The 22,954-nt window shown below is 62.5% G+C and carries 26 protein-coding genes and 2 pseudogenes; 14 read left to right on the top strand and 14 right to left on the bottom strand.

Translation table 11 applies throughout. The features are described from left to right. The 3 genes and pseudogenes from EOA85_RS38690 to sppA all read right to left on the bottom strand — a co-directional run. Positions 1-162, bottom strand: a pseudogene (locus EOA85_RS38690) (DUF1049 domain-containing protein); the annotation flags it as partial. A gap of 75 nt (positions 163-237) precedes the next feature. Further along, positions 238-522 carry an integration host factor subunit beta gene (locus EOA85_RS05615; RefSeq protein WP_127208667.1) on the bottom strand — a complete coding sequence of 95 codons (285 nt, stop codon included), beginning with the start codon at positions 520-522 and terminating at the stop codon, positions 238-240. A gap of 70 nt (positions 523-592) precedes the next feature. Continuing rightward, positions 593-1,546: a signal peptide peptidase SppA gene (gene sppA / locus EOA85_RS05610; protein ID WP_029348175.1), complete on the bottom strand. Its 954-nt coding sequence runs from the start codon at positions 1,544-1,546 to the stop codon at positions 593-595. A gap of 319 nt (positions 1,547-1,865) precedes the next feature. On the opposite strand from sppA, the gene lptC reads away from it, so the two are divergent. From lptC to ptsN, 6 genes are all read left to right on the top strand, one after another. Beyond that, positions 1,866-2,579, top strand: coding sequence for an LPS export ABC transporter periplasmic protein LptC (gene lptC / locus EOA85_RS05605; RefSeq protein WP_127208666.1), 714 nt, complete (start codon positions 1,866-1,868; stop codon positions 2,577-2,579). Further along, entirely contained in the window at positions 2,566-3,183 is a 618-nt protein-coding gene (locus tag EOA85_RS05600) for an LptA/OstA family protein (protein WP_127208665.1), read from the top strand. Before lptC ends, EOA85_RS05600 begins: the two co-directional genes overlap by 14 nt. Then, positions 3,183-4,001: an LPS export ABC transporter ATP-binding protein gene (gene lptB / locus EOA85_RS05595; protein ID WP_127208664.1), complete on the top strand. Its 819-nt coding sequence runs from the start codon at positions 3,183-3,185 to the stop codon at positions 3,999-4,001. The genes EOA85_RS05600 and lptB overlap by 1 nt, the downstream gene beginning before the upstream one ends. A gap of 191 nt (positions 4,002-4,192) precedes the next feature. Beyond that, on the top strand, positions 4,193-5,719 hold the full coding sequence (gene rpoN, locus EOA85_RS05590) for an RNA polymerase factor sigma-54 (protein WP_127208663.1): 1,527 nt from the start codon (positions 4,193-4,195) through the stop codon (positions 5,717-5,719). 267 nt (positions 5,720-5,986) lie between these two features. Further along, the gene (raiA, locus tag EOA85_RS05585; RefSeq protein WP_065010135.1) at positions 5,987-6,571 is read left to right on the top strand and encodes a ribosome-associated translation inhibitor RaiA; all 585 of its coding nucleotides are present in this window, start codon (positions 5,987-5,989) and stop codon (positions 6,569-6,571) included. 84 nt (positions 6,572-6,655) lie between these two features. Then, positions 6,656-7,120 (top strand): PTS IIA-like nitrogen regulatory protein PtsN, encoded by a 465-nt coding sequence (gene ptsN / locus EOA85_RS05580; RefSeq protein WP_023797448.1) that lies wholly within the window; start codon positions 6,656-6,658, stop codon positions 7,118-7,120. 77 nt (positions 7,121-7,197) lie between these two features. Here ptsN and EOA85_RS05575 read toward each other — a convergent pair whose 3' ends face one another. Both EOA85_RS05575 and EOA85_RS05570 read right to left on the bottom strand, forming a co-directional pair. Then, a complete protein-coding gene (locus tag EOA85_RS05575) occupies positions 7,198-7,455 on the bottom strand; it encodes a DUF1150 family protein (protein ID WP_029348168.1) in 258 nt (85 codons plus the stop codon). 167 nt (positions 7,456-7,622) lie between these two features. After that, complete coding sequence (locus tag EOA85_RS05570; protein ID WP_065010134.1) at positions 7,623-8,048, bottom strand: Hsp20 family protein; 426 nt, start codon at positions 8,046-8,048, stop codon at positions 7,623-7,625. 143 nt (positions 8,049-8,191) lie between these two features. On the opposite strand from EOA85_RS05570, the gene EOA85_RS05565 reads away from it, so the two are divergent. Further along, the gene (locus tag EOA85_RS05565) at positions 8,192-9,133 is read left to right on the top strand and encodes a nucleoside hydrolase (RefSeq protein ID WP_065010133.1); all 942 of its coding nucleotides are present in this window, start codon (positions 8,192-8,194) and stop codon (positions 9,131-9,133) included. Between the two features lie 10 nt (positions 9,134-9,143). Here EOA85_RS05565 and EOA85_RS05560 read toward each other — a convergent pair whose 3' ends face one another. The 7 genes from EOA85_RS05560 to EOA85_RS05530 all read right to left on the bottom strand — a co-directional run bounded on the left by EOA85_RS05560 (position 9,144) and on the right by EOA85_RS05530 (position 14,858). Next, the gene (locus EOA85_RS05560; RefSeq protein WP_127208662.1) at positions 9,144-9,515 is read right to left on the bottom strand and encodes a hypothetical protein; all 372 of its coding nucleotides are present in this window, start codon (positions 9,513-9,515) and stop codon (positions 9,144-9,146) included. 5 nt (positions 9,516-9,520) lie between these two features. Beyond that, positions 9,521-9,841, bottom strand: a complete 321-nt coding sequence (locus tag EOA85_RS05555; RefSeq protein WP_127208661.1) for a hypothetical protein — start codon at positions 9,839-9,841, stop codon at positions 9,521-9,523. Between the two features lie 99 nt (positions 9,842-9,940). Beyond that, entirely contained in the window at positions 9,941-10,555 is a 615-nt protein-coding gene (locus EOA85_RS05550) for a LysE family translocator (RefSeq protein WP_095520335.1), read from the bottom strand. Positions 10,556-10,665: 110 nt separating this feature from the next. Further along, complete coding sequence (locus EOA85_RS05545; RefSeq protein WP_127208660.1) at positions 10,666-12,114, bottom strand: amidase; 1,449 nt, start codon at positions 12,112-12,114, stop codon at positions 10,666-10,668. A 5-nt stretch (positions 12,115-12,119) separates the two neighbouring features. Further along, complete coding sequence (locus EOA85_RS05540; RefSeq protein WP_127208659.1) at positions 12,120-13,031, bottom strand: ribokinase; 912 nt, start codon at positions 13,029-13,031, stop codon at positions 12,120-12,122. Between the two features lie 203 nt (positions 13,032-13,234). Next, the gene (locus EOA85_RS05535) at positions 13,235-14,128 is read right to left on the bottom strand and encodes a methylated-DNA--[protein]-cysteine S-methyltransferase (RefSeq protein ID WP_127208658.1); all 894 of its coding nucleotides are present in this window, start codon (positions 14,126-14,128) and stop codon (positions 13,235-13,237) included. A gap of 235 nt (positions 14,129-14,363) precedes the next feature. Then, a complete protein-coding gene (locus EOA85_RS05530; RefSeq protein WP_127208657.1) occupies positions 14,364-14,858 on the bottom strand; it encodes a DUF2244 domain-containing protein in 495 nt (164 codons plus the stop codon). A 22-nt stretch (positions 14,859-14,880) separates the two neighbouring features. Here EOA85_RS05530 and nth point away from each other — a divergent pair, with 22 nt between their 5' ends. After that, on the top strand, positions 14,881-15,678 hold the full coding sequence (nth, locus tag EOA85_RS05525) for an endonuclease III (protein ID WP_127208656.1): 798 nt from the start codon (positions 14,881-14,883) through the stop codon (positions 15,676-15,678). Here nth and EOA85_RS05520 read toward each other — a convergent pair. After that, positions 15,672-16,127: a DUF2214 family protein gene (locus tag EOA85_RS05520; RefSeq protein WP_127208655.1), complete on the bottom strand. Its 456-nt coding sequence runs from the start codon at positions 16,125-16,127 to the stop codon at positions 15,672-15,674. The genes nth and EOA85_RS05520 overlap by 7 nt on opposite strands. Positions 16,128-16,379: 252 nt before the next feature. On the opposite strand from EOA85_RS05520, the pseudogene EOA85_RS05515 reads away from it, so the two are divergent. Continuing rightward, positions 16,380-16,905 (top strand): annotated as a pseudogene (locus EOA85_RS05515) (GNAT family N-acetyltransferase). Positions 16,906-16,987: 82 nt separating this feature from the next. Here EOA85_RS05515 and EOA85_RS05510 read toward each other — a convergent pair. Further along, on the bottom strand, positions 16,988-17,728 hold the full coding sequence (locus EOA85_RS05510) for an IclR family transcriptional regulator (protein ID WP_127208668.1): 741 nt from the start codon (positions 17,726-17,728) through the stop codon (positions 16,988-16,990). Positions 17,729-17,932: 204 nt separating this feature from the next. Between EOA85_RS05510 and EOA85_RS05505 the strand changes: the two genes are divergently transcribed. The 5 genes from EOA85_RS05505 to EOA85_RS05485 all read left to right on the top strand — a co-directional run. Next, on the top strand, positions 17,933-18,910 hold the full coding sequence (locus EOA85_RS05505; protein ID WP_127208653.1) for a tripartite tricarboxylate transporter substrate-binding protein: 978 nt from the start codon (positions 17,933-17,935) through the stop codon (positions 18,908-18,910). A gap of 130 nt (positions 18,911-19,040) precedes the next feature. Further along, positions 19,041-19,577: a tripartite tricarboxylate transporter TctB family protein gene (locus EOA85_RS05500; protein ID WP_127208652.1), complete on the top strand. Its 537-nt coding sequence runs from the start codon at positions 19,041-19,043 to the stop codon at positions 19,575-19,577. Between the two features lie 4 nt (positions 19,578-19,581). Beyond that, on the top strand, positions 19,582-21,105 hold the full coding sequence (locus tag EOA85_RS05495; RefSeq protein WP_127208651.1) for a tripartite tricarboxylate transporter permease: 1,524 nt from the start codon (positions 19,582-19,584) through the stop codon (positions 21,103-21,105). A 15-nt stretch (positions 21,106-21,120) separates the two neighbouring features. Next, positions 21,121-22,305, top strand: coding sequence for a CoA transferase (locus tag EOA85_RS05490; RefSeq protein ID WP_127208650.1), 1,185 nt, complete (start codon positions 21,121-21,123; stop codon positions 22,303-22,305). Between the two features lie 13 nt (positions 22,306-22,318). Beyond that, positions 22,319-22,954 (top strand): citryl-CoA lyase (locus EOA85_RS05485; protein ID WP_127208649.1); only part of this gene is annotated, 636 nt, incomplete at its 3' end.

Below are 22,954 nucleotides of genomic sequence, written 5' to 3'. Positions count from 1 at the left end.
GAACAGGAAGATGAAAAGCGGCAGCGTCATCGTTAGCGCCGGATTGCCGGGGTTGAACGGATCCAGGGTGAAGGCAACCGGATCGCGATTGGCGACCGCCAGCGCGATCAGAATGACGGCCAGCGGTACGAAGACCACGATGAGCATGAGGCGATTGAACATGGAATTTCCTGTCGAAGGCGGGCTCTACCGCAGGCCTACTGAAAGGCCGGCATGCTGCACGAGCTCGCGCGGCGCCTATTTGCTGCCGTTCAGCCTTTCACGCAATTCCTTGCCGGTCTTGAAGAACGGCACCCATTTCTCCTCGACCTCGACGGATTCGCCGGTGCGCGGGTTGCGGCCAGTGCGGGCGGGGCGGTTTTTCACCGAGAAAGCACCGAAACCGCGCAGCTCGACCCGGTTGCCTTCGGCAAGCGCGTCGGTGATCTCGTCGAAAATCGCGCCGACGATGTTTTCGACGTCGCGCAGAAAAAGGTGCGGGTTGCGTGTGGCGATGATCTGCACAAGTTCGGATTTGATCATGAGAAGGCTCCCCGTGAAAACACAGCAGTCAAAATTATGAGGATGATTTTATTTGCTTTTTTCCCTCGTCTCAAGGGTGCCAGACGGAAACGAGACCGTCAAGAAACAAGCGGTCGGCACCAAGTTCGTGAATGATCTCGCCGCCATAGTCGGGCAGGCCGAGCGCACTGCCGATGGTTCGCGCCATCGCTTTCGAGAACAGGAAGCCGCTGCTTTCCGCGTCCTTCCACTCCACCACCTTGAGCTTGGCGTCGACGCCCTTGGTCGCGAGCCAATCGATCGCTTCGGTCTCGCCGCCGACCGCGTCGATCAATTTGTTGGCCACAGCCTGCCGGCCGGTGAAGATCGACCCGTCGGCCAGGGCCAGCGCCTCCGGCTTGGTCATGTTGCGGCGCTCGGCGACGACGCCGACGAACCAGTCGTAGCTGTCCAGGATGAGCTTGCGGACCATGGTGCGCTCGTCGTCACTGGTCGGCTTGAAAGGCGATGGCGAGGCTTTCAGCGGCGAGGATTTCACTTCCTCGAGCTTGATGCCGAGCTTGTCCATAAGGCCGCTGACGTCCGGATACTGGATCAGCACGCCTATCGAGCCGACGATCGACGATTTGCGCGCGACAATATGATCGGCCGCGGTGGCGATCATATAGCCCGCCGATGCGGCCAGCGTGCCGACCTCGGCCACCACCGGCTTCTCGGCGGCCAGCTTGCGCACTGCCTCGTAGATCGATTCGCCCCCGACGGTGGTGCCGCCCGGTGAATCGATCGACAGGATCACCGCTTTCACCCTCGAGGATTGACGGATGGTCTCCAGTTGTTTGATCAGGTCTTCGTCTTCGGTAATGGTGCCCTCGATCTTGACCTTGGCGATATGGTCGACCGCCGTGCCGGTGAAGTCGTCACCGTAAATCCAGCTCGAAAAGGCAATCAGCCCGGCTGCTGCGACAACAAGCGCTGCAACGCGCCAGAATGTCAGCTTGCGGCGCAAGCGGCGGCGGTCGATCAGGTCGTCGGCTCTCAGTGCCATGGTCAGCCTCATAGTCGGTGGAAGCAGATGCTTTTAAAGCAACCATCCGCGCCCGGCTACCGATTCCTGACGAGCTTGCGCCAAAGACAGGTCTCGACGTCCGCGAACCGGCGTTTCAAGAGATGTTAAGACCAATCCACAGGCCCCTAACGCTGCCCGCCTGTATCTGGTATGACATGCAAGTTGTGCCGGTTTCATTTTCGTTTGTGCAACAGCAGCCGTCACACTTTTGCGGTTTTCCTCCGCTTGTGCTTGCTTGAGGGCGCCGGCATCCCACCTATAGGGGTGCTTGGCGGCAGGGGTTTAAAAGAAAGCAGTTATGTTAGCGCGACCGATTGAACCGACCAACACCGAGACGGAGTTGGCTTCCCCGGACGTAGGCCCGGCGCGGGTCGACGCCTTCGGCATTGCCCAGCGCCATTCGCGCCGCGTGCGGATATTGAAGCTGGCGGTGCCGCTGGCCGCTGCCGCGATCGCGGTCGCCTTCCCGGTCTATTCCTATCTCGCGGCGCCTGGCTCAATTCAGGTCCAGGCCGACGGAAGCGCCTTCGCCAATGGCAAGCTGGTGATGGCCAATCCCAAGCTCAACGGGTTCACCAAGCAGAAACTGCCCTATTCCATGACGGCTTTGCGCGCCATACAGGACGTGACCAAGCAAGGAATCATCAACTTGGAGGGCATCGACGCCAAGCTGCCGATATCGACCGACAATGTGGCGGCCATCAATGCCTCGCACGGCACCTATAATCGCGATGGCAACACGATGAGCCTGACCAGCGATGTCACCATAACCACCACCGATGGCTTGGCGGCAAAGTTCAAATCAGTCTTTCTCGATATGGGCAAAGGCACTATGAAGACGAACGATCCCGTCGACGTCAGCCGCGGCGGGTCGCGGATCACCGCAGAGTCGATGTCGATCCAAGACAACGGCAAGATCGTGGTTTTCGAGAACAGAGTGCGTGTCAACATCGATCCCGCCAGCTTGAAGGCGGCAGAGGCAATGAGCGGAGAATCCAATGCGGTTCAGTAGTTCGACACGGCTCGTGGCCGCAGCTTCGGCGTTGCCGGCCCTTGCGTTGGCTTTGGGGCTGGTCCTGGGGTTGGGGACGGCGCCGGCTCTGGCGCAGTCCAAGGCCACCAGCCAGCTGTCGGGCCTCAAACTGTCCGGCGACAAGCCCATCCAGATCGAAAGCGATAAGCTCGAGGTCCGCCAGGCGGATAGCGTCGCCGTGTTCACAGGCAATGTAAGCGTCGTCCAGGGTCCGACCTTGCTCAAGGCCGGCAAGATGACGGTCTATTACGTCAAGGACGCCGACGCTGACGCCAAGGATGCGCAGGCCGCAGGTGCCGCGATGACCGGCTCGGCCAACATCGACCGCCTGGAGGTCGCCAACAAGGTCTATATCAAATCGGACGACCAGGTCGCCACCGGCGACAGCGGCACCTTCGACATGAAGACGGAAGTGCTGGTGCTTTCAGGCAGCAAGGTCGTGCTTTCGCAAGGTGACAATGTACTGGTCGGCTGTAAGCTGACCGTGCAGATGAAGAGCGGCCTGGCTCAGGTCGACGCCTGCGGGGGCCGCGTCATGATGTCGATCACGCCGCCGGCGAAGTCGGGAGCGGCGAACCCCTGATGGTCGACGTAGCATCGCTGATGGCGCGTCTTCCATCACGCGTCGCCAGCAAACTTGCGGCACCGGCCACGGTCAGCGTCGACCAGGTAAAGTTCAAAGGAACCTTGATCGCCAAGGGCCTGACCAAGAGCTACAAGGGCCGCAAAGTTGTCAGCGGCGTGACGATCGGCGTGCGCGCCGGTGAGGCGGTCGGACTGCTCGGTCCCAACGGCGCCGGCAAGACGACCTGCTTCTACATGGTCACCGGCCTTGTGCCGGTCGACGAAGGCACAATCGAAATCGACGGCTTCGATGTCACCTCGATGCCGATGTACCGCCGCGCCCGCCTCGGCATCGGCTACCTTCCGCAGGAAGCGTCGATCTTTCGCGGCTTGAGCGTCGAGCAAAACATCCGTGCCGTGCTCGAAGTGGTCGAAAAGAACCGCAAAAAGCGCGAACACAGTCTCGACGAACTGCTCGATGAGTTTCACATCAGCCATCTGCGCAAAGCCCCGTCGCTGTCGCTTTCCGGCGGCGAGCGGCGGCGCCTTGAAATCGCGCGCGCACTGGCGACCCGCCCCGCATACATGCTGCTCGACGAGCCTTTCGCTGGCATAGATCCGATCGCCGTCGCCGATATCCAGCAACTCGTGCGTCATCTGACGGCGCGTGGCATCGGCGTGCTCATCACCGATCACAATGTCCGCGAGACGCTCGGCCTGATCGACCGCGCCTACATCATCCATGCCGGGCAGGTGCTGACCCATGGCCGGGCCGACGAAGTGGTCGCAAACCCGGATGTGCGGCGGCTTTATCTCGGTGAGGGATTTACACTCTAAGCGGGAAAATTCTCCTCGAAACGCGATTTGTGGCGCGAGACCAGCCTTTTTTCTCCGATTTCTCTTCCAAATAAAGCACCGACAGGCGAGTTTTGATCACCGTCGCCTTGACAAGCAAAAGCCGGGCCAGTTTCTATGCCCGACTCCTTCCGGCAGTCCGGATGCGTAGACAGGGCGTTTGAAACCGAACCATGGCGTTGGCGGCAAAACTACAGCTACGACAATCCCAGTCGCTGGTGATGACGCCGCAACTCATGCAGTCGATACGGCTGCTGCAGTTCACCCACATCGAGCTGGAACGCTTCATTGACGACGAGATCGAGCGCAATCCTCTGCTCGAGCGCGCCGAGCCGCAGGACGATTCCGTCAGCGACCAGGCGCAGAAGATCGATGCCGCGCCGGAAACGGCCACCGACGGCGATTGGTTCGAGAAGGAAACGGCGTGGAGCGCCGAGGCGATCTCGGAAAAGCTCGATACTTCGCTTGAAAACCTATTTCCCGACGACCCCGGCATCAGCGAGCGGCTCGGTCTCGACCTGACGGCTCAATGGAAGTCGGCATCCGGCAACGGTTCCGCGTCCTCTTCCGACGGCTTCGACGTCGGAGACATGGCGGCCGCCGCCATCACGCTGCGCGAGCACGTCGGCGAACAGGTCGCGCTTGCCTTCGCCGACCCGGCAGCACGCCTGGTCGCCAGCGAACTGGCCGATGGCCTCGACGAGGCCGGCTATATGCGCGCCGACATGGCCGAGATTGCCGCCCGTCTCGGCACCGACCGAGCGGCGGTGGCGAATGCGCTCGCGGTCTGCCAGACATTTGAGCCCGCCGGCATCTTTGCCCGCGACCTCGCCGAATGCCTGTCGCTGCAGCTTGCCGTCCGCGACCGGCTCGATCCGGCGATGAAGGCTTTGATCGCCAATCTCGAACTCTTGGCGCGGCGCGATTTCCAGACCCTGAAACGGATTTGTGGGGTCGACGAGGAGGATCTGCTCGACATGCTGGCCGAGATACGTGCGCTCGATCCGCGCCCGGGCATGGCGTTTTCGGCGGGCGCCAGCGACGCGATCATCGCCGATGTCGAAGTGCGGGCGGCTAATGACGGAAGCTGGGTGATCGAACTCAACCCCGAAACGCTGCCGCGCGTGCTGGTCGACCATATCTATTTCGCCCAGGTTTCACCGCATGCGAAAAACCAGACGGAAAAGGATTTCCTGGCGGAATGCCTGCAAAACGCCAACTGGCTGACGCGCAGCCTCGACCAGCGGGCAAAGACCATTCTTAAGGTTGCCTCAGAAATCGTGCGCCAGCAGGACGCCTTCCTCATCCATGGCGTGCGTCACCTGAAGCCGCTCAACCTGCGCACGGTGGCCGACGCCATCGGCATGCACGAATCGACCGTCAGCCGGGTCACCGCCAACAAATACATGCTGACGCCGCGCGGCGTGTTCGAACTGCGGTATTTCTTCACCGCGTCGATCGCTTCGTCGGGTGGCGGCGATGCGCATTCGTCTGAAGCGGTGCGCGACCGCATCAAGCAGTTGATCGATGAGGAGAAACCTGCCGACGTGCTTTCCGACGACGCGATTGTGGATATGTTGCGTGAAAGTGGCGTCGATATCGCCAGGCGCACGGTCGCCAAGTATCGGGAGGGCATGAATATTCCCTCGTCGGTGCAGCGGCGGCGTGAAAAACGCGCTTTGGCCAGCGCCGGACGTTGATCTCCGACGGAATTTCCACAACTTTCGCGCTTCATTGACAAGCCGCAATGAAGTGGCTAGAAGCCCGCCCGCATGGGACGGGCTACTGCCCGCATGCGGATGGTCCGTCACGACGTTGGCCACGGGGCGGTCAAGAAGGCGGCTTGTGATCAACCGGAAAGTTCGGATTTAAATTCGGCGCAAGTGACGCCGCAAAGCTTGTGCGCACAGACCACGGGTATAAACTCGGGACAGTTTGAAGCCTGAGCAAGGAAGGTCAGTTTTCAGATGACACTGCGCATATCAGGAAAACACATGGACATCGGCGATGCGTTCCGTACGCGCATCAACGACCGTGTCGGAGAAGTGATCGGGAAATATTTCGATCGGGGCTTTTCAGGGCAAATTGTAGTCGTCAAATCGGGGTCGCGCTACACGGCCGATTGCATGATCCGGCTGGATTCCGGCGCTTCGCTGCAGGCGACTGGTGAAGCCCAGGACCCGACGCTCGCTTTCGAGGCGGCGGCGGATCGCCTCGAAACCCGCCTTCGGCGCTACAAGCGTCGGCTGAAGTCACATAATTCAGGCAATGCCAACGGCGAGCTCACCGACATCGCCTATACGGTGATGGCGCCGCTTGCCGACGACGACGAGGAAATACCGGAGAATTTCGCGCCAGCCATCGTCGCCGAATCAACCATGACGCTGCGGACCATGTCGGTGGCGTCAGCCGTGATCGAGCTCGACACCAAGGACAGCCCGGTTCTCGTCTTCCGCAATGCCGGAACCGAGCATCTCAATATCGTCTATCGCCGGCCGGACGGAAATATCGGCTGGATCGACCCGTCTACGACCAAGGTCGCGCAGGGATGACGGCCAAGGCCGCACTGGGATAAAGCACCAAGCCGCACGCGAGAGTGAGGGCTGGCGACGGTAGGCGAACGAGGGATTTCAAGTATGGATCTGAGCGATCTCATCAACGTTCCGGCAATCTTGCCGGCGTTGAAGGCGAACTCCAAGAAGCAATTGCTGCAAATGCTGTCCGAAAGGGCTGCGGCGATTGCCGGCATTCCGGAACGGGAGGTGTTCGACACCATCCTGCAGCGTGAACGGCTGGGCTCGACCGGTGTCGGCAACGGCATTGCCATTCCGCATGGCAAGCTGGCGGGGGTGAAGCGGATCGCCGGGGTTTTCGCCCGGCTGGAGACGCCGGTCGATTTCGAGGCGCTGGACGACCAGCCGGTCGATCTGGTGTTCCTGCTTTTGGCGCCTGAAGGCGCCGGCGCCGACCACCTCAAGGCGCTGTCGCGCATCGCGCGGGTGCTGCGCGACGCCGACACGGTGGCCAAGATAAGGGGCACCCGCGACGCCGCAGCGATCCACGCGCTTTTGTCGGACACGCAGGCCTCGCATGCAGCCTGAGCTTTTTTGATCAGATCCGTTGAAGGGCCGCCGTGAGCGGCCCTGTCCGTTTCCAATCAGATCGCTGCGCCGTATTGTTAGTGGATGGGGACAGGGGTCAGGTCGTTTTCCAGGGCGCCAGCCAGCGCTCTGTCACGAGCGTCTGAAAGCAGGATCGGCTGGCCATTGGCGGCAAACAGGGCCCACAGTTCCAGGCCGGGCGCGATTTCGCCGAGGCCCGGGAAACGGCCGCGCAGATCGTCGCTCGACACTTTCCTGAGATAGGCGACCGAGCCTTCGCCGAGATGGGCGAATTCGCCGCTGGTCATGATGAGGTTTTCGTCAGTTCTGGTCATTTCAAGCCTCCTTGGCGCGAGGACGCCGCTCAAGGCCGCCTCGCATGAGAGCCATTTGAGCGCCGTGTGTCCAATTGGACACACAAAGGACGCGCTAACACTTCAATTTGCTGCATCATGCTTTCGGAAAATCGGTTCCGATTTTCCGGCCGATGCAGTGGTAAGGATCAGTCTTTCACCGATATATTTATTTTCCGTACCATCCGTTCGGATTCGGGCCGATCGAGATCGATCGCCAAAAGGCCGTTCTTCAGCTCCGCCGCGATCACCCGCATGCCGTCGGCCAGCACGAAACAGCGCTGGAACTGGCGTGCGGCAATGCCGCGATGAAGGAATTCGCGCTCGGTGTCATCGTTCTGACGGCCGCGCACGACCAACTGGTTCTCCTCCGTGGTCACATCGAGATCGTTTTCGGCGAAACCGGCGACAGCGAGCGTGATACGCAGCCTTTCGGCCTTCCCGTCTGCACCGCTGAGGCGCTCGATGTTGTAGGGAGGGTAGCTGTCACCCGACTTCGCCAGACGTTCCAGCGTCTTTTCCATGGCGTCGAAACCCAGGAGCAGCGGGCTAGAAAAAGGCGTCATTCGGCTCATGTTACACTGTCCTCTCAAGAGCGACATAAAGTGGAAAAACCCAGATGGCATTTTTCCCGATGGCCTTGATATGGTCCGCCCCGCGGTCAAGTTCAAGCCGTCAAAAGCCCCGCCCAAAAAGACTCCCCAAACAAGGAATTGAAATGCCCGAATCCCGCAAGATCATCATCGACACGGACCCCGGCCAGGATGATGCCGTCGCCATTTTGCTGGCACTCGGCAGCGCCGAGTTGGAGATCGTCGGAATGACCGCCGTTGCCGGCAACGTGCCGCTGAGGCTCACCGAAAAGAACGCACGCAAGATCTGCGAACTGGCTGGCAGGCCAGACATCAAAGTCTATGCCGGCGCCATCCGCCCTTTGGCGCGTGAACTGGTCACCGCCGAGGAGGTGCATGGCGAGACCGGTCTCAATGGACCGCAATTGCCCGAACCGACAATGAAGCTGCAGGACCAGTATGCCGTCGATTTCATTGTCGAGACACTGATGAAGGAAGAGAGCGGCACGATCACGCTCTGCGCGCTCGGGCCGCTCACCAACATAGCGCTGGCGCTGATCCGCGAGCCGAAGATCGCGCCGCGCATCAAGGAAATCGTACTGATGGGCGGCGGCTTCTTCGAAGGCGGCAATGTCACCCCGACCGCCGAATTCAACATTTATGTCGACCCGCATGCCGCCGATGTCGTGTTCAAATCCGGCATCCCAATCGTCATGATGCCGCTCGACGTCACCCACAAGGCGCTGACCACGGCCAAGCGCACCCAGGCCTTCCGCAAGCTCGGCACCAGAGTCGGCACGGCTACGACGGAGATGCTGGAATTCTTCGAGCGCTTCGACGAAGAGAAATACGGCACCGATGGCGGACCGCTGCACGACCCTTGCGTCATCGCCTACCTGTTGAAGCCGGAGCTGTTCAGGGGCCGCAACTGCAACGTTACCGTGGAAACCGCCTCGGAGCTCACCATGGGCATGACCGTGATCGACTGGTGGGGCGTGACCAAGCGACCGAACAACGCCATGGTGATGCGCGACATCGACCACGATGCGTTTTTCGCGCTGCTGCTGGAAAGGCTGGGGCGGCTTTAGAGCCGCTCACTCACTCATCGAGCAATTGGTACGTTTCGGTGCCATTGCGACGGTACCGCCGCTCGATCGCAACTTCTGATCCGATCGCTCGCGGCATTGCTGCGTCACCATATACGAATACCAGGAGGTCATTTTCTTTGAGACGGATTCCGTACTGATAACGGAATCCTCTTCCGATCCACGCTTCGGGGCTCGGAGGAACATTGAGAACGTTGACCACAGTGCCAGTCGTCGACTCCACATCGATGATTGGGCTGCTCCGCCTTGCAATCAGTGCGCCGATTGCCAGAATGCAGACACCGACCACAAGGCTGGTGATGACGATGCCCCGGAGATTTTCCCGCAGTATTAGCAAGGTGAGGGCCAGCCGCGCTCTTGCCATACGGTTCACTCCGGAAACCGGTAGAAGACCAAGCCGTTGTCGCGCGTGACGCGCTCTATGGCGACACGCGCACCGATAAGATGCGGCCGATCGTCGTCGATGAAGACAGATGAACCGTCCTCGAGGAACAGCATATAGACACTCTGGCCTTTGCCCCAATGCGCGCTTTTGACCGTGGCATCGATTGGCTCGACCGAGCGGATCGGGCTGGCGTCATTCGTCCACTTGTGCGGATCCAAGGCAAGCAACGCCACAAACAACGATGCGATCAGGATCACGCCGAGCGCGTGCCTTTTCAAATCCGCGTAAGTCCAAGACACCGGCATGAATCCCCTGCTGCCGATTCATGTGGTGGCAGGAAGGCTGACGTTCAATCGGCCTTCCTGTTGGAGATTGCTGTTCGCGTTCTGGCTCCCGGGCCGCCATTACTTCGCCTTGGAAAACGCCAGCCACAGGCCGCCGCCGATCAGGAAACTGCCGCTGATTCTGGACATGAGCTTGATGCGGCCGGCCGAGAGCAGGCGTCCGGCGCGGCCGGCGGCCAGCGCGAAGGTCGAATCCGACACGGCGGCGAAGATCAGTGCGGTGAGACCCATGACGAGGATCTGCAACGCGTAGTTACCTTCAGGGGCGACGAACTGCGGAAAGAAGGCGCCGAAGAACACCAGCGTCTTGGGATTGCTGATCGCCACCAGCAGGCCTTGCAGGAAGAAGCCGCCGCGCGGTGTCTTCGCCGATCCGTCGGCGTTCAGCTTGCCCTTGGAGCGGAACATCTGCACACCCATCCAGATCAGATAGGCAGCACCGATCAGCCTGACCCATTCGAACCAATGGCCCATGCCCGCGATCAGCGAAGTCAATCCGATGCCGACAATGGCAATCATGATGGCCAGTCCGGCCTGCGTGCCGGCGACGTTGGCGAGGCCGGCGCGGGAGCCATGGCGGATGCTGTTAGCGATGATCAGCGTGACCGTCGGTCCCGGCACCAGGACAATGACGATACAGGCAACGACATAAGTAGCGTAGAGTTCCAGCGACATGGTTTTCCTCGAGAGTATGCGGCTTGCGACGCGGCCGACCGTGATCAATGCATGACAGTAACGCAGGTGCAAGCCGGCAGCACATGTCGCTGGCAGCCCTGACCTGGATTTTAGGCTCCGGCCTGCCATGGCAGCGTCGTCTCGTAGGCCGCCGCCGCTCTCAGCACGGCCATGTCGCTGCGCGGCCGTCCGATCAATTGCATGCCCATCGGCCTGCCTCTGGCATCGAAGCCCGCCGGTACGTTGACGGCAGGGCAGCCGCCCAGCGTGGCGAACGCTGAAACCTGCATCCAGCGGTGATAGCTATCCATGGCACGCCCGGCCACTTGCGTCGGCCAGTGGGTGGAGACCTCGAAGGGGAAGATCTGCGCAGTCGGCAATGCGACGAGGTCGAAGCGGTCGAAGAGCGATAGTAGGGTTTTGTGCCAGGACGAGCGCCTCACCGTGGCGGCGTGGATCTGCGGCGCCGTGAGTTGAAGCGCGTGTTCCACCTCCCACACGGCCTCCGGCTTCAGAAGACTGCGTTTCAGGGGATCGTCGTAATGCGCCTTGAGCGCACAACCGCTGCTCGCCTGGCGCAGCGTCACAAAGGCCTGCCACAGCGCTTCGAAGTCGAAATCCGGTACCAGCGTTTCGGTCTGAAAGGATACGTCGGCGAATCGGCCGAGCGCGGCCTCGCAAAGCTGTAGAATACCGGGTTCAACCGGCAGATGGCCGCCAAGATCGCCGAACCAGGCGATGCGGCCGCCGGTCGTCGGCGTTCGAAGCCCTTCGAGGAACGAGCCGTGCTTGTGATGTGAGAGCGGCGCGCGAGGGTCGTAGCCAGCCTGCTCGTCGAGCAGCAGCGCCATGTCGCGCACGTTGCGGCCCATCGGCCCTTCGACTCCCATCTGCGCGTGAAAGACGTCAAGCTCCGGCCCTGCCGGGACCAGCCCCTGGGAAGGACGAAAGCCATAGACATTGTTGTAGGCGGCCGGATTGCGCAGCGAGCCGCCAAAGTCGCTGCCATCGGCGACAGGAAGCATGTCGAGGGCGAGGGCGACAGCCGCGCCGCCGCTCGAGCCGCCGGCGGTCAGGGCCGGATCGAAAGCGTTGAGCGTCGGACCGAACACGGTGTTGTAGGTGTTGGAGCCAAGGCCGAATTCGGGAACGTTGGTCTTGCCGATGATGATGGCGCCGGCCTTGCGGATGCGCTCGACGAAGAAGTCGTCCTCCTGCGGAACGAAATCGGCGAAGATCGGCGACCCGAAAGTGGTCCTGAGGCCTTTTGTCAGCGCAAGATCTTTTATCGCAATCGGCAGGCCGAACAGCGATCCGGCATCTCCTCCTCGCGCCAGACGGCTGTCCGCCCTGTCGGCCTCGCGCAGGATGTCGCCGCGCTCGCGCAGCGAGACGATGGCGTTGACCAGCGGGTTCACTGCTTCGACTCGATCGAGGAATGCCGTCATCACCTCGCGCACCGACAACTGCCGGCGCCTGATCGCGTCGGCAAGATCCGCGGCGGACAGGCGGCAGATATCGCCGGCGGGCGGCACGGCATGTTTTGTGGCCGGACGCATGGCTCTCACCTAGCTGGCGGATTTTGTAGCGCCGCGTCGACTTCCTTCGCCAGCGGGATCGCCGGCTGGGCGCCGGGTTTCAGGCAAGCCAGCGAACCAGCGGCTGCGGCACGGGCGAGCGCCTGATCGAGCGGCAGGCCGGATGACAGCCCGGCGGCGAAGTAGCCGCAAAACGTGTCGCCGGCGCCGACCGTGTCGACAGGGGTGATCTTCAGCGCCGGAACCATCAGAAGATCGGCTGGCGTGGCAGCCAGAACGCCGTCACCGCCGAGCGTGACGGCGATTGTGCGGCCGGTCTTCCCGGCGTAATCGCGCATCCGCGCCGGGCGATCACGGCCGCTCAGCGACAGCGCCTCGCCATAGAGGTCGAATTCGGTTTCATTGGCGACGACATAGTCGGCCTTGCCGAGAAAGGCGGCCGCCTCGCCACGGAATGGTGCCGTGTTGAGCACGGTGACCGTGCCTGCCGCCCGTGCGACGTCCAGTGCTGCTTCGACAGTCTGAAGCGGGATCTCCTGCTGCAACAGCACGACATCGCCCTTTTTCATGAAAGCCTTGGAAAGGTCGCCTGTCACGACCGAATCATTGGCGCCTGGCACCACGGCAATCACGTTCTCGCCGTCGTCGGCGACCATGATCAATGCCGTGCCGGTCGAGGCGAAGGTCTCGCCGACACCGGACAGGTCGATCTTGCCGTCCCGCAACAGCGCCAGCGCTTCAGTGGCGAAGTTGTCCTTGCCGACCGCGCCGACCATGCGCACTTTGGCGCCGGCGCGCGCCGCGGCCAGCGCCTGGTTGGCGCCCTTGCCGCCGGGTGCGGTGGTGAAGCCGGAGCCCCGAACCGTCTCGCCGGGTGCGGGCAAGCGGTCGACATTGGCGATTAGATCGAGGTTGATCGAGCCGATAACGATTATCAAGTGGTGCCTCCCTGCTGACGCATCGTGCTTTCCGAAAATCGGAGTCGATTTTTGGAAAGCACGATGCGTAGAAAGTGTTAGAGCGTACTTTCCGAATGGACGCACGTCGCTCTAATTGCGCGGGAAGCTACTCCGTAAGACCGCTGCTTGCCAGACCGCGCGAGATAACCCGCGCACTGGCGCCCGAATCTATGGGCGTATCATCAAGAACCAACCTGTCCCGCTTCCCAGCCAAGGATGGCGCGTTTGCGGGTCAGGCCCCAGTGGTAGCCGGTGAGCGCGCCTGATTTGCCGAGAGCCCGGTGGCACGGCACCACGAAAGACATCGGATTGGCGCCGACCGCGGCACCCACCGCCCGGCTGGCACTCGGTGCGCCGATGCGGGCGGCGATCGAGGAATAGGTGCAGGCCTTGCCCATCGGAATGCGCAGCAGAGCCTCCCAGACGCGGACCTGAAAGTCGGTGCCGATCAAGACGACGCGCAGCGGCTGGTCGGCGCGCCAAAGTGCCGGGTCGAAGATGCGCGCGGCATAGGGCGCCGTCGCGGCCATGTCCTCGACATAGGTTGCGTTCGGCCAGCGGGCGGACATGTCGGCAAAGGCCGCGCGCTCGCCGCCGGCATCGCTGAAGGCGAGGCCGGCAAGCCCACGGTCGGTGACCATGATCAGGGCGATGCCGAAGGGCGAGATGTGGTAGCCGTAGCGGATCGTCAGCCCGGCGCCGCGCGTCTTGTAGTCACCCGGCGACATCGCCTCGTGAGTGACGAAAAGGTCGTGCAACCGGCCGGGGCCTGACATGCCGACCTCGAAAGAGGTCTCGAGCAGCGGCATGCCGGAATCGAGCAGTTTGCGCGCGTGGTCTAGCGTGACAGCCTGGAGGAAGGCCTTGGGCGACAGGCCGGCCCAGCGGGTGAAGAGCTTCTGCAGGCCGGTCGGCGTCTCGCCGACTTCCTCGGCCAGTATTTCGAGCGACGGCTGGTCACGGTAGTCAAGGCTGATCTTCTCGATCGCGCGCCGAACAACTTCGTAGTCACCGCCTTCGGGTGTGATGTCTTTCTGAAGGACTGCTGTCGTCTTGAGAGGCATTTGGGCGTTCATGGGACTATCTCCTTGGCCGTGAATATCGGCCTTCGCGGCGCCGATCACCACCCGAAACTTGCTTCTTGCCGCTCTTCCCCAGATGGAATTGGCTTCGGGAAACGAGCCGCTGATGGCTGGCTAAAAGGTGCATCTCCCCAAGGAGAAGGAGACGCTGCTAATCACCGTCTTGACAAGGCACTGGAGACGGCCTCAATCGCTGCTGAAAGACCATTTCGCGAACGAGGCGGTTTGCTCAGCGCGCTTTCGCGGTCGCCAAGGCGCGCGAAAAGGCTGACGCAAAGCTCTCGCGGTCGTCGGGATTGAGGAAACCGCCGATCGGCACATTCTGCCCTTGTGCTTCTACCGCCATCCTGGTGATGCCGATCTCGGCGTGGCGGGCGACCGAAAAACGCGCCCAGAACGGATTGAAGCGATGCGCTTCCGATTTGCCTGACGGCGCGGTCTTGCGGATGTCGAGGCTGGTGCGCGAGACCGACACTTCCTCGCGGGCGCGGGCGGCACGATAATTGGCGCGAAAGGCGATGTAGACGGCAATCACGTCGAAACCGAGGAAGCCGAACACCGGCCAGGCACCGCGCGACAGGAAAAACGCTCCGGTCACCAGCGAGCCGAACAGCAGAGCGCCCATCAGGATGGCAAAGCCGGTTTTGCCCAGCGACCGATGCGGTATCAGCAACGCCTGGAAGAATGGCTCGTCGGCCTCAAATGAGGCGTTTGTGTCGCTCATGACGGGATATTATAGGAAGGGAATGACTAGCCCCAAGCCCAAAAATTCCTCTACACCCAAAAATGAACCGCTCCCCGGCCGACGCGACGGCGCGAACGGCAAACCGCGTGCCCGGCCGGTGCGGTCCTCCTACAGCCCGGCCGAGGTGCACGAGATTTTCCGACGCTTTTCCGTTCAGCGGCCCGAGCCGAAGGGCGAGCTCGAACATGTCAACGCCTTCACGCTGCTGGTGGCGGTGGTGCTTTCGGCACAGGCGACCGATGTCGGCGTCAACAAAGCAACGCGGGCGCTGTTCAAGGTCGCCGACACGCCGCAAAAGATGCTGGCGCTCGGCGAGGCCAAGGTCGGCCAGTATATCCGCACCGTCGGGCTTTGGCGCAACAAGGCCAAGAACGTCATTGCGCTGTCGGAAGCGCTGATCCGCGACCATGGCGGCGAGGTGCCTGACGACCGCGACCAGCTGGTCAAGCTGCCGGGGGTCGGGCGCAAGACCGCCAATGTCGTGCTCAACATGTCCTTCGGCCAGCACACGATGGCGGTCGACACGCATATCTTCCGCATCGGCAATCGGCTGGGACTGGCGCCCGGCAAAACGCCGGAGCAGGTCGAGCAGGGGCTATTGAGGATCATTCCGGACGAATATATGCGCCATGCGCATCACTGGCTGATTCTGCATGGGCGCTATGTCTGCAAAGCGCGCAAACCGGATTGCCCGCTCTGTGTGATCGCCGACATCTGCAAGGCCGAGGAGAAGACGAATAATGTGCCGGCGCCGCTGGTCGAAATTGCGCCGCTCGAACCCGTAGGCGAAATTCAGTAGCCGTAGCCGCGCGCCATCGCCGCGGCGAAGACCGGGATCAGCAGGAAGATGAAAGCTTCGGCGCGGACATAAGTTCGAACGGATGCAAGTTGCGCCGCCGGCACTTGAAAACCGGGGCTGGCCGAGGCTTGCCTGTTCCAGGAAACAAAGCGGACCGTCGGGATAATCGACAACAGGCCGACGGTGACGAAGGCCGCCATCTTTGCCCAGAACACCCAGTTGTAGACGTAGAATTCCCAGCCCTTCAGGCCGTAGATGACGCGGCCGATGCCGACGACGATGATCAGCATGGCGATGATGCCATAATGGCGATCGATGCCGACAAGCCGTCGGAGCGTCGCGGCGGGCAGATCGCCGCGGATCAGGACAAATTCGGCGCCGATGATGCCCGCCAGCGAAAACACCAGCAGATGATGAAAGATGGCAAGCAGAAGATCGGTGGTATCCATGCCCTTTTCCCTCCGTCGGACGGCACAGCGGACGCTGAATCAGCTGCTGGTAAAAGTAGCACCGCTGGGCAGGATTCACATTGGACTGGAAGATGATCTGCACAGGCTTTGGCTCTTGTCTGGTGCAGGCAATTTGGATCTCTGTCGCATATCGTTTTTCCCAAAACCGCCGAGCATCCTCGGTCAAGCCCAAGGGCAGGCTTCCTGGGCGACATGCACTAAGCACAGGCAAACGCAACTAAGGCATGACACATGATCAATCCACAGGCGCTCGTCGCTCCCGTCATCGAAACGCGGCGCACCGTGCTGCGGCCGCACCACCTCGATGATTTTGATGCCTATGTCGCGATGTGGGCCGATCCGGCCGTCACCCGCTTCATCGGCGGCAAGCCGCGCACGCGCGAGGAAAGCTGGATGCGCTTCCTGCGTCATGCCGGCCTGTGGTCGCTGCTGGGCTATGGCTTTTGGGCGATCGAGGACAAGGCGACCGGCCGCTTCATCGGCGAAGCCGGCTTTCACGATCTGAAGCGCAACATCGTGCCGTCGATCGAAGGCGTTCCGGAAGCTGGTTGGGCGCTGGTCCCGAGCGCCCACGGCCAAGGCTTCGCCAGCGAAGTCGTCGGACGGGTTCTCGCCTGGGGCGACGAGGCATTCGGGCGCGCAAGGACTGTCTGCATCATCGATCCGGAAAACACCGCTTCGCTGAGCGTCGCGGCCAAATGCGGCTACAGCGAAGTATCACGACGATGCGACGATCCTGCTGGAACGGCAGCCTTGAGGGTTGCGGTCTGTCATCCTGTGGTTCTGATCGGGCCGAATCGAGGCTTTCTAGGCCTGCCGCTTCAGCACTGGCCTTCCGCTTAGGCTTTTAGGGCCGCCTGTTCGAGCATCGAGGCGTCTTCGCCGAAAGCGCGGGTGGCGCGCGCGGCCGCCTCGATCAGCGGATTTTTCATGCGCTGAAGAAAAGCCGCGTCGACGCGCGTGCTCGGGCCTGACAGCGTCAACGCACCGATCAAGGTGTGCCCCGGCCCGAACACTGGTGCCGAAACGCCCGCCGTCTCGGGGTCGCGATCGCCGACCGACAAACAATGGTAGGTTTTGCGGATCGTCTCGTAAGGCTCGCCCTGCTGACCGGAAAACGCCGCAAGTACGCGGCCGCCCGTACCGGCCAGCAGGGGCAGCACGTCACCTTCCCGTATGGTGTAGCGGATGGGATGCTTGGACTCGACACGATAGAGGCAGGTGCGCACGTCGCCCGAGCGGACATAGAAAGCGACGCTTTCCCAGCTTCGCTCGGCCAGATCGCGCATGATCGGCAGCAGGATGTCGATCGCCACGACCGAACGCTGGTATAGGGCACCCAGCCGGAAGGTGGCAGGGCCGATACGGTAGCGGCCGTCGTCGAGACGCTCCAGCAGCTGTCCGCGCAATAATGAGTTCGCCAGCCTCAGGATCGTGCTCTTGTAGAGGCCGGTTCGCGCCGCGATTTCGGCCAGGCTGAGCGACCGGTCGGCGGTTGCGAAAGCATCGAGGATGGCGATCGCACGGTCTAGCGCGGCAACACCGTTGGTCGACGCAGGTTTGGATTGTGTTACGGTCATCTGCTTGATCACGTCGTTCCGTTCCCGGTTGGACAGAAGGGCCGATCGGAGCAACTATGCCGCGTGCAGACAGTTCTGTCCAGTAGAATGCCGTTCCTGTTGACAGAACAAGACAAAGGCTGCATGAATTTTTGTCGAGCGGGTCTGGATTCAGGCTACGTTGCTGGCAGGCACCAGAGGAGGTGTCGTGATTGGAGGAATCTCATGCTGAACAGACGCAGATTTTTAATGAGCACCGCCGCTGCCGGCGCCGCCGGTTTCGCAGCGTTGCATCTCTCGCCCGCTTTTGCGCAGGATGCGCCGCAGCTCCAGATCTTCGTGCCGGCAGCGCCCGGCGGCGGCTGGGATCAGACGGCGCGCACGATGGACCAGGTGCTGCGCAGTGAGAAGCTGATCTCCGGTTCGCAGATCACCAATGTCGGCGGCGCCGGCGGCACGGTCGGCCTGCCGCAATTCATCAGCCAGTGGAACGGCAAGGGCAATTCGCTGATGGTTGCCGGCATGGTCATGGTTGGCGCCATTATCGCCAACAAATCGGCCAACAATCTCACCGAAGTCACGCCGATCGCCCGCCTCACCGGCGAATTCGAGGCGCTTGTGGTGCCGGCGGCCTCGCCGTTCAAGACCGCAGCAGATTTCGTCGCCGCCCTCAAGGCCGATCCGACCAAGGTTCCGGTGGCTGGCGGTTCGGCCGGCGGCTCGGACCACATATTGTTCGGCCTTATCGCGAAGACGGCCGGTGTTCCGGCGGCCAATCTCTCCTACGTGCCGTTCGCCGGCGGCGGCGAGGCACTGTCGGCGCTTCTCGGCAACCAGGTCGCGGCCGGCATCTCCGGCTATGGCGAGTTCTCCGAACAGGTCAAGGCAGGCGCGCTTCGGCTGCTTGCCATTTCTGCGGACAAGCGCCAGGAAGGCATCGACGCACCGACGCTGAAGGAAGCCGGCATCGATGTCGAATTGTTCAACTGGCGCGGCGTCTTCGCACCGCCGGGCGTTTCCGACGCTGACAAGGCGGCAATGATCACGCTGGTCGAGACCATGGCCAAAAGCGATGCCTGGGCCACCGAATGCAAAAACCGCAACTGGACACAAATCCTGCTCACCGGCGACGACTATGCCAAATTTCTCGCCGAAGACACGGCCCGGATCGCAGCCATCCTCAAGGACCTCGGCCTTGCCTGATGTCCTCGGAAAGGGGCGGTCTGCACTGCCCCTTTCCGATCTTCGCCAGCCGCATGGACATACGATCCGGCGCGAGTGAAACTGCGGTGAGGTCGGCTGTGGGAGACCGGCCTATCCAGGGAGGACGATCATGAGCACCAGCGACCAGCAGGCGGCGCGGCCGCGCCTTGCCGTGCCCGAATTGCTGATCGGCATCGGGCTTCTCGCCTGCGCCGGCGCAGTAGCCTGGCAGACGCTGTCGATTCCGGTGTCGCCGCTCTACTCCAAGGTCGGCCCGACCGTCTTCCCCTACATCACCATGATCGGCATGACGATCCTATCCCTCCTGCTGATCGTCGCCGCCCTGCGGGGCGGCTGGCAGCCGGAAGAAGAAAAGGAAACGCCGACCGACTGGAAGGCGATGGGCATCGTCGCCGTCGGACTGGTCGCGAACCTTGTTCTGATCCAGCCGCTTGGCTTCACCGCAGCCTCGGTGATCATGTTCGTTCTCATCTGCCACGGGTTTGGCAGCAGACATCCGCTGCGTGACGTGCTGCTCGGCCTGATCCTGGCGCTTGCCGCCTATTTCGGCTTCGCCAGGGCGCTCGGCGTCAACATCGGCGCCGGCTTCATCGAGAACCAGCTGAACACCGGTCTCGATTCGATTATCCGTATGTTGAGAGGCTGAAGCCATGGAAACGCTCAGCCATCTCGCGCACGGATTTTCGGTCGCCTTTACGCCGGTCAATCTCATGTGGTGCCTGCTCGGCACGACACTGGGGACCGCGATCGGCGTGCTGCCCGGCCTCGGACCGGCGCTGACCATCGCGCTGCTTTTGCCGATCACCTATCAGGTGGCACCGGAAGCGTCCTTCATCCTGTTTGCCGGCATCTATTACGGCGCCATGTATGGCGGTTCGACGACATCGATCCTGCTCAACACGCCGAGCGAAAGTGCAACCATCGTCACTGCGCTGGAAGGCAACAGGATGGCCCGTTCCGGCCGCGGCGGCGCGGCACTCGCCACTTCGGCGATCGGCTCGTTCGTCGCCGGCACACTCGGCACGCTGGGTGTCGCTTTCCTTGCCCCGGTCGTGGTCAAATTCGCGCTGTCTTTCGGCCCGGCCGAATATTTTTCGCTGATGGTGCTGGCATTCATCACGGTTTCGGCGGTGCTCGGCTCGTCGTCGGTGCGCGGCCTGACCAGCCTGTTCATCGGCTTCGTCATCGGCATGATCGGCGTCGACCTGCAGACCGGGCAGCCGCGTTTCACCTTCGGCATGAGCCAACTGCTCGACGGCGTCGACGTGATCGTCGTCGCCGTCGGCCTCTTTGCGGTCGGCGAGACGTTCTACATGGCCTCGCGCCGCTATGCCGGCAAGGACGAGATCGTGCCGCTGAAGGGCTCGCTCTACATGACGGCGGCCGAATGGGCACGCTCGTGGAAGGCTTGGCTGCGCGGCGCCTTGCTCGGCTTCCCGATCGGCGCCCTGCCGGCCGGCGGCGCCGAGATCCCGACCTTCCTGTCCTATGCTATCGAGAAGAAGCTCTCCAAACACAAGGAGGAGTTCGGCACGGTCGGCGCCATCGAAGGCGTTGCCGGGCCGGAAGCCGCCAACAATGCATCGGCCGCCGGCGTGCTGGTGCCGATGCTGACGCTCGGCCTGCCGACTTCGGCGACGGCCGCGATCATGCTGTCGGCCTTCCAGAGCTATGGCATCAACCCCGGGCCGATGCTGTTCATGACGCAGGCCAATCTGGTCTGGGGGCTGATCGCCAGCCTGTTCATCGCCAACATCATTCTCGTCATCCTCAACCTGCCGCTGATCGGGTTGTGGGTGCGGCTGCTGAAAATCCCGGCGCCGCAGCTCTATGCCGGCATCCTGGTGTTCGCCACGGTCGGCACCTACGGTATTTCGCAGTCGCCGACCGACCTCGTCATCCTCTATCTGCTCGGCGGGGCCGGATTCCTGATGCGGCGCTTCGATTTCCCGACGGCGCCGGTCATCATCGGCATGATCCTGTGGCCACTCGCCGAGACCCAGTTCCGCCGGGCAATGACCATCTCGAACGGCGACTGGTCGGTGTTCTATACGCATCCGCTGTCGCTGACGCTGCTGACGCTTGCGTTCATCGGGCTGATCGGGCCGCATATCTGGGCCTACATCGAGCACAGGCGCAGGCGTGGACCCGAGCATGTGCCGGGCGATGCCTGATCTGTTTGTGAGATCATGACCGATCTGCTGTCCGGTATCCGCGTCCTCGACCTGACCAATGTTCTGGCTGGCCCTTACTGCGCCTATCAGCTGGCGCTGCTCGGGGGTGACGTGATCAAGGTCGAGGCGCCGCAAGGCGGCGACCTGGCGCGCCAGCTCGGCGGCTCGCCGGAACTCAACAGTGCCGGAATGGGCGCTTCGTTCCTGGCGCAGAACGCCGGCAAACGGTCGGTGGTGCTCGATCTTAAGCAAGAGGCCGGTCGCGAACGCTTTCTCGATCTGGTCGCCTCCGCCGACGCGCTGGTCGAGAATTTCCGCCCCGGCGTGATGGACCGGCTGGGGCTTGGCTTTGCGAGGCTGAAGGAGGTCCGCCCCAGCCTTATCTATTGCGCGATTTCGGGCTTCGGCCAGACCGGGCCGATGCGCGACAATCCTGCCTACGACCAGATCATCCAGGGCCTTTCAGGCATCATGAGCATCACCGGCACACCGGAGACCGCGCCGCTGCGTGTCGGTTATCCGGTCGCCGACACGCTGGGCGGGCTGGTCGGGGCGTTCGCCATCGCCGCGGCACTCGTGAAGCAGAAGACGACAGGCGAGGGCGCCTTCCTCGACGTGTCGATGCTCGAATGCACGCTTTCCGCGCTGGGCTGGCCGGTCTCCAACTACCTGACGGCTGACGTCGAGCCGCAGCCGATGGGCAATGAGAACATGACGGCTGCACCTTCCGGGACATTTCGCACCGGCGACGGTCTGCTCAACATCGCCGCCAACAAACAGGAGCAGTTCGTGGCGCTCTGCCGGCTGGTCGGGCTGCCGGAGCTGGCGTCAGACCCGCGCTTTGCCGAGCGCGAGACGCGCAAGCGCAACCGCATCGCCCTGAAGGCACTGATCGAGGATGCCCTGGCGAACAGCTCGGCCGCAGCCTGGGAGGAGACGCTCAATCGCGCAGGCGTGCCGGCGGGCAGGGTGCTGACGATCCCGGAAGTGCTGGCCGAGCAGCAAGTGATCGAGCGCGAGATGACCACCCGTTTCGATGGCATGCCGAATATCGACCGGCCGCTGACTGTCGTGCGCGGCGGGTTCATGGTCGATGGTGCGGCACCCTTGCCGACCAAGCCGCCGCCGGCGCTGGGCGAGCATATGGACGAGGTGTTTGCCGGTCTGCCGCCGCGCGTCAAGAAAAGGGCGCAGGGATGAGCGACGCGAGGACATGAGCAACGTTGGGAAAAAAACCGGCCGCGAGCGCGGCGAGGAATGGTGGCAGACCGATATCATCGAAATGCGCCCTGGCGTGATCCGGCTGCGCGGCTATGAGATCCAGGACCTGATCGGCCGCGTCAGCTTTCCGGCGATGATCTGGCTGATGCTGCGCGGCGAACTGCCTGGTAAGGAGCAGGCGGCGCTGCTCGGCATCGCGCTCGGTGCCGCCGTCGACCACGGGCCGCAGGCGCCGTCAATCGCCATTGCACGCATGGCGGCTACCTGCGGCGTCGGCATCAACAGCGCCATGGCCTCAGCCATAAATGTGCTTGGCGACGTGCATGGCGGCGCTGGCGAGCAGGCGCTGGCCTTCTACGGCGACATCGCCGCGGCACTGGACGCAGGAGTGACGCTTGCCGATGCCGTCGCGGCGCGGCTCGATCGTATCTTCGCCGAGGAAAAATCCTATGTGCCGGGGCTCGGGCACCGCTTCCACCCGGTCGATCCGCGGGCACCGCGCCTCATCGAGCTGACCCGCGATTTTGCCGCGCGCGGCATCATCAGTGGACGTTTCGCCGACATCGCCGAGGCTGTTGAGGCCGATGTCACGCGGCGCAAGGGCAAGATGATCCCGCTCAACATCGAC

It is taken from the genome of Mesorhizobium sp. M5C.F.Ca.IN.020.29.1.1 (assembly GCF_003997375.1).
Taxonomy (GTDB): Bacteria; Pseudomonadota; Alphaproteobacteria; order Rhizobiales; family Rhizobiaceae; genus Mesorhizobium; species Mesorhizobium wenxiniae.
Note: the sequence above shows the minus strand (reverse complement) of the source record. Positions and strands in the feature narration are given on the sequence as shown.

Excerpts from the sequence above, each read along its gene's own strand:
- EOA85_RS05565 (WP_065010133.1), top strand. The coding sequence starts at position 8,192 with ATGCCCGAATCCCGCAAGATCATCATCGACACGGACCCCGGCCAGGAT.
- EOA85_RS05560 (WP_127208662.1), bottom strand. The coding sequence starts at position 9,515 with ATGGCAAGAGCGCGGCTGGCCCTCACCTTGCTAATACTGCGGGAAAAT.
- EOA85_RS05575 (WP_029348168.1), bottom strand. The coding sequence starts at position 7,455 with ATGACCAGAACTGACGAAAACCTCATCATGACCAGCGGCGAATTCGCC.
- EOA85_RS05535 (WP_127208658.1), bottom strand. The coding sequence starts at position 14,128 with ATGAACGCCCAAATGCCTCTCAAGACGACAGCAGTCCTTCAGAAAGAC.
- EOA85_RS05570 (WP_065010134.1), bottom strand. The coding sequence starts at position 8,048 with ATGAGCCGAATGACGCCTTTTTCTAGCCCGCTGCTCCTGGGTTTCGAC.
- nth (WP_127208656.1), top strand. The coding sequence starts at position 14,881 with ATGACTAGCCCCAAGCCCAAAAATTCCTCTACACCCAAAAATGAACCG.
- EOA85_RS05530 (WP_127208657.1), bottom strand. The coding sequence starts at position 14,858 with ATGAGCGACACAAACGCCTCATTTGAGGCCGACGAGCCATTCTTCCAG.
- sppA (WP_029348175.1), bottom strand. The coding sequence starts at position 1,546 with ATGGCACTGAGAGCCGACGACCTGATCGACCGCCGCCGCTTGCGCCGC.
- EOA85_RS05510 (WP_127208668.1), bottom strand. The coding sequence starts at position 17,728 with ATGACCGTAACACAATCCAAACCTGCGTCGACCAACGGTGTTGCCGCG.
- EOA85_RS05505 (WP_127208653.1), top strand. The coding sequence starts at position 17,933 with ATGCTGAACAGACGCAGATTTTTAATGAGCACCGCCGCTGCCGGCGCC.
- ptsN (WP_023797448.1), top strand. The coding sequence starts at position 6,656 with ATGGATCTGAGCGATCTCATCAACGTTCCGGCAATCTTGCCGGCGTTG.
- lptC (WP_127208666.1), top strand. The coding sequence starts at position 1,866 with ATGTTAGCGCGACCGATTGAACCGACCAACACCGAGACGGAGTTGGCT.
- EOA85_RS05500 (WP_127208652.1), top strand. The coding sequence starts at position 19,041 with ATGAGCACCAGCGACCAGCAGGCGGCGCGGCCGCGCCTTGCCGTGCCC.
- EOA85_RS05495 (WP_127208651.1), top strand. The coding sequence starts at position 19,582 with ATGGAAACGCTCAGCCATCTCGCGCACGGATTTTCGGTCGCCTTTACG.
- EOA85_RS05600 (WP_127208665.1), top strand. The coding sequence starts at position 2,566 with ATGCGGTTCAGTAGTTCGACACGGCTCGTGGCCGCAGCTTCGGCGTTG.
- rpoN (WP_127208663.1), top strand. The coding sequence starts at position 4,193 with ATGGCGTTGGCGGCAAAACTACAGCTACGACAATCCCAGTCGCTGGTG.
- EOA85_RS05550 (WP_095520335.1), bottom strand. The coding sequence starts at position 10,555 with ATGTCGCTGGAACTCTACGCTACTTATGTCGTTGCCTGTATCGTCATT.
- EOA85_RS05490 (WP_127208650.1), top strand. The coding sequence starts at position 21,121 with ATGACCGATCTGCTGTCCGGTATCCGCGTCCTCGACCTGACCAATGTT.
- EOA85_RS05520 (WP_127208655.1), bottom strand. The coding sequence starts at position 16,127 with ATGGATACCACCGATCTTCTGCTTGCCATCTTTCATCATCTGCTGGTG.
- raiA (WP_065010135.1), top strand. The coding sequence starts at position 5,987 with ATGACACTGCGCATATCAGGAAAACACATGGACATCGGCGATGCGTTC.
- EOA85_RS05615 (WP_127208667.1), bottom strand. The coding sequence starts at position 522 with ATGATCAAATCCGAACTTGTGCAGATCATCGCCACACGCAACCCGCAC.
- EOA85_RS05545 (WP_127208660.1), bottom strand. The coding sequence starts at position 12,114 with ATGCGTCCGGCCACAAAACATGCCGTGCCGCCCGCCGGCGATATCTGC.
- lptB (WP_127208664.1), top strand. The coding sequence starts at position 3,183 with ATGGTCGACGTAGCATCGCTGATGGCGCGTCTTCCATCACGCGTCGCC.
- EOA85_RS05555 (WP_127208661.1), bottom strand. The coding sequence starts at position 9,841 with ATGCCGGTGTCTTGGACTTACGCGGATTTGAAAAGGCACGCGCTCGGC.